Here is a 3,900-nt window from a genome sequence, read left to right on the forward strand (position 1 = left end):
CGCCGCACGATTATGCCGGGCTGCACACGGCGGTGGGCGAGGCGCTGGGCGCCGCCGTCCTGGCGGCGACGCGGGAGGCGGCAGGCCGCTGGATCGAAGACCAGGCCGCCCCCTAACGCCGGCCCGGCTCAGCCGATGGTGAGGCGAATCTCGCCCACATTGTCGACACCGCCTTCCAGCACGTCGCTGCGGGCGATGGCGCCGACGCCGGCCGGGGTGCCGGCGAAGATCAGGTCGCCGGGCGCGAGCCGGAACAGCGTGGAGAGGATGGCGATCATCTCCGGCACCTTCCAGATCATCATGTTGAGGTCGCCGTCCTGGCGCGTCTCGCCGTTGACCTTCAGGAAGATGCGGCCCTGGTCCGGATGGCCGCAGATGCCGGTCGGCACGATGGCGCTGCAGGGGGCGGACTCCTCGAACGCCTTGGCCACCTCCCACGGGCGGCCGGCCTTCTTCGCCTCGGCCTGGAGGTCGCGCCGGGTGAGGTCGATGCCCACCGCATAGCCGAACACGTGGTCGAGCGCGCGTGCGACCGGGATGTCCTCGCCGCCTTCCTTCAGCGCGACGACGAGTTCGACCTCATGGTGCACGTCGTTCGAGCGCTTGGGATAGGGGATGGTGGCACCGGAATGCACCAGGGTGTCCGGGTTCTTCTGGAAGAAGAAGGGCGCCTCCTTGGAGGGATCGCCGCCCATCTCGATGGCGTGGTCGGCGAAGTTGCGGCCGACGCAGTAGATGCGGTGCACCGGGAACAGGGCATCGCTGCCGACGATGGGCAAAGTGGGCACCGCGAGGGGCGGGAAGGCATAAGCGGGCATGGCGGCCTCCGGGGGCGTGATCGCCCCTCCATAGGCCGCCCGGCGGCAGGAGGAAAGGGCGGCCGCGCCGGGCCGGAAAGGAAAGAGCCGGGCGCGCGGCCCGGCTCTCCCAACGTTATTCGGCGGCCACGCCGGTGCCGATCTGGCAGGCGACCCCGGTGCCGCCGATGCCGCAATAGCCGTGCGGGTTCTTCGCCAGATACTGCTGGTGGTAGTCCTCGGCGAAGTAGAACGGCCCCGCCGCGGCGATCTCGGTGGTGATCGGGCCGAAGCCCTTCGCCTTCAGCGCCGGCTCATAGGCGGCCTTGGCCGCCGCGGCGCGGGCGAGATCGGCGGGATCGTCCACATAGATGCCGGAACGGTACTGGGTGCCGATGTCGTTGCCCTGGCGCATGCCCTGGGTGGGGTCGTGCGCCTCGAAGAACACCTTCAGCAACTGGTCGAACGACACCACGGCCGGATCGTACGCCACCAGCACGCCTTCAGTGTGCCCGGTGCGGCCGGAACACACCTCCTCATAGGTCGGGTTCGGCGTATGGCCGGCGATGTAGCCCACCGCCGTCACGAACACCCCCGGCAGCTGCCAGAACTTGCGCTCGGCGCCCCAGAAGCAGCCGAGGGCGAACACCGCGGTCTTCACGCCATCGGGATAGGGCCCCTTCAGCGGCTGGCCGTTGACGAAATGGGCGCGCGCCGTGGGGATGGCGCCCTCGCGGCCCTTCAGCGCCTCCTGACGGGTGGGAAGCTCCAGCGACTTGCGGAAAAAGAGCATGGCACGGCTCCTCGCGCACGGCCCCGCGCCCAAGTGCGGGCGGCGGTTCGGCGCATCATGAGACAGGACCTTCGGCGCGGCCACCCCGTTCGAGGCTGAAGGGCATGGCCGGCCAGGACCCCAGATATGGGGTGCCGCGTGCGTTTGTGCGAGGGGGGAGGGGTCAGCCCACCTCGAAGCGCGAGCGCTCCCGCACCCGGCCGAGCGTCATCAGCACGATGCCGAGCACCAGCAGCAGCAGGAAGGCCGGCACCGAAAGCACCGAGGTGATCGCGCTGTCCCACAGGGCCGGCGACTTGGCCCGCGCCCAGGCCTCCAGCGCCGCGAGACTGCCGGGCGAGAGCGCATACCAGGCGTCTCCTGCCGACATCAGCAGCAGCGAGGAGGCGGCGATGGACCGCGTGCCGTCGACGATCAGGGCGACGAAGCCGGCGGCGAGCAGCCAGAAGCCGGTGAAGCGCAGGAAGAAGCGGATCATGAGCGTGAGGCGGGCCTTCGAGGTTTCGCCGCGGATCTTGCTCCCTTATGTCACGGGCTGGCCCGCGCATGTAGCCCTTCGCGCGCGCGGCGGCCCTGCGCTGCGCGCCGTGATTGGTAAAGGCGGGGCTGCGGGCCGGTCCCCAATCTGGAATTGGTGCATCGCGGCGCGATGCCACTTGAAGGGCGGCCCGGGGTTTGCTTCCATCGGGGCATGAGCACGGGCCTGATCGAAATCCGCAGGGCGAAGCCCGCCGACGCGACCGCCATCGCGGCGGTGCACGACGCGGCGTGGCGGACCGCCTATCGCGGGCTGATCCCGGGCCTGGAACTGGAGCGCATGGTGGAGCGGCGCGGCCCCAATGGTGGGACGCCGCGATCCGGCGCGGCAGCCGCATCTCCGTGCTGCTGGTGGGCGACGACGTCGCCGGCTACGTGAACTATGGCGGCAACCGCGCCAAGAGCCTGCCCTATGGCGGCGAGATCTACGAGATCTACCTCCAGCCGCTCTATCAGGGGCTCGGCTTCGGCCAGCGCCTGTTCGCGGCGGCGCGGCGCGATCTGGCGCTGGCGCGGCTCGAGGGCCTCGTGGTGTGGGCGCTGGCCGACAACGAGAACGCGGTCGGCTTCTACAAGGCCCTGGGAGGGCATGAGGTCGCATCCTCCACCGAGCAGTTCGGCACGAAATCGCTGGACAAGGTGGCCTTCGCTTGGCAGCGGTAGCCCCGCATGGGCGCGGGCGCCGGTTCTGCCTGGGGGCTGCCTGGGGGCGGCGCCATGCGCCGATCAGCTAGCTTTGCAAGCGGCGCGCCGCGTGCTCTAGCTCTTGCGCCCCTGGAGCGCGATCCGGGCGGGTCGAGCCGATCTGCCTGGCGAATCGCCCTCTGAATTTCAGGGAGACCGCGCGTTTCCATCGGCCGGCCACGCCGGCCGGCGGGCGTGCGATCCCGGCCCATATGCGAGTGTGACATGCGCATCGATGCGATCCCGATCGGCAAGAACCCGCCCAGCGAAGTGAACGTGTTGATCGAGGTTCCGATCGGCGGCGAGCCCATCAAGTACGAGATGGACAAGGCCGCGGGGACTTTGTTCGTCGACCGCTTCCTCTATACCGCCATGCGCTATCCGGGGAATTACGGCTTCATCCCGCACACGTTGTCCGGCGACGGCGACCCGTGCGACGTGCTGGTGGCCAACACCCGCGCCATCGTGCCGGGCGCCTATATCAGCGTGCGCCCGGTGGGCGTGCTGCTCATGGAGGACGAGGGCGGCCAGGACGAGAAGATCATCGCCGTGCCCTCCTCCAAGCTCACCCAGCGCTACGACCGGGTGAAGAACTATTCCGATCTGCCGGACATCACGCTGAAGCAGATCGAGCACTTCTTCGAGCACTACAAGGATTTGGAGCCCAACAAGTGGGTGAAGATCGTGCGCTGGGGCGATGCCGCCGAGGCGCAGAAGCTGATCCTCGAAGGCATTGAGCGGGCGAAGAAGGAAGGCTGAGGCCGCCTTCCGCGAAGGATGCGGCGGAGACGACGCAGGGCGCCGCCTCCCGCCACCCCCAGCCCCCCGCCGGGGACCTCAGGCCGCGACGTCGGCCTTCGGTTCATGCGCCGCCGGTGCCGCGCCAGCCAGCAGCGCGCGGATTTCCGGTACGCAGGAGCCGCAATTGGTGCCCGCCTTGACGGCGCGGCCCACAGCCGCCACGTCCGTGCAGCCGGAACCGATGGCGGCCTCGATCTCCCCCTTCGGAACGCCGAAGCAGGCGCATACCACGCGGCCCGCTCGCCGCCCGAGACCGGCGCGCGGCCCGTCAGCAGCACGCGGCGGTCC

General features: G+C 69.8%; 5 protein-coding genes and 1 pseudogene. 2 read left to right on the plus strand and 4 right to left on the minus strand.

The window, feature by feature from the left end; genetic code table 11:
* Positions 1-128: 128 nt before the first annotated feature.
* From AC2W7M_RS21595 to AC2W7M_RS21605, 3 genes are all read right to left on the minus strand, one after another.
* Positions 129-818, minus strand: a complete 690-nt coding sequence (locus tag AC2W7M_RS21595) for a fumarylacetoacetate hydrolase family protein (protein WP_486134807.1) — start codon at positions 816-818, stop codon at positions 129-131.
* Between the two features lie 115 nt (positions 819-933).
* Positions 934-1,590 (minus strand): peptide-methionine (S)-S-oxide reductase MsrA, encoded by a 657-nt coding sequence (gene msrA, locus AC2W7M_RS21600; RefSeq protein ID WP_486134809.1) that lies wholly within the window; start codon positions 1,588-1,590, stop codon positions 934-936.
* A gap of 163 nt (positions 1,591-1,753) precedes the next feature.
* Positions 1,754-2,068: a hypothetical protein gene (locus tag AC2W7M_RS21605; protein WP_486134811.1), complete on the minus strand. Its 315-nt coding sequence runs from the start codon at positions 2,066-2,068 to the stop codon at positions 1,754-1,756.
* A gap of 213 nt (positions 2,069-2,281) precedes the next feature.
* Here AC2W7M_RS21605 and AC2W7M_RS21610 point away from each other — a divergent pair.
* Positions 2,282-2,790, plus strand: a pseudogene (locus tag AC2W7M_RS21610) (GNAT family N-acetyltransferase).
* A gap of 246 nt (positions 2,791-3,036) precedes the next feature.
* Positions 3,037-3,570, plus strand: coding sequence for an inorganic diphosphatase (ppa, locus tag AC2W7M_RS21615; protein WP_486134813.1), 534 nt, complete (start codon positions 3,037-3,039; stop codon positions 3,568-3,570).
* Positions 3,571-3,648: 78 nt separating this feature from the next.
* Here ppa and AC2W7M_RS21620 read toward each other — a convergent pair.
* Positions 3,649-3,900: (2Fe-2S)-binding protein (locus AC2W7M_RS21620; protein WP_486134815.1), on the minus strand; the 252-nt coding region annotated here is incomplete at its 5' end.

The sequence above is a fragment of the Xanthobacter sp. BG11Y11_SDJG genome, from assembly GCF_057364445.1.

Coding starts and splice junctions, on each gene's coding strand:
- AC2W7M_RS21605 (WP_486134811.1), bottom strand. CDS start 2,068: ATGATCCGCTTCTTCCTGCGCTTCACCGGCTTCTGGCTGCTCGCCGCC.
- AC2W7M_RS21595 (WP_486134807.1), bottom strand. CDS start 818: ATGCCCGCTTATGCCTTCCCGCCCCTCGCGGTGCCCACTTTGCCCATC.
- msrA (WP_486134809.1), bottom strand. CDS start 1,590: ATGCTCTTTTTCCGCAAGTCGCTGGAGCTTCCCACCCGTCAGGAGGCG.
- ppa (WP_486134813.1), top strand. CDS start 3,037: ATGCGCATCGATGCGATCCCGATCGGCAAGAACCCGCCCAGCGAAGTG.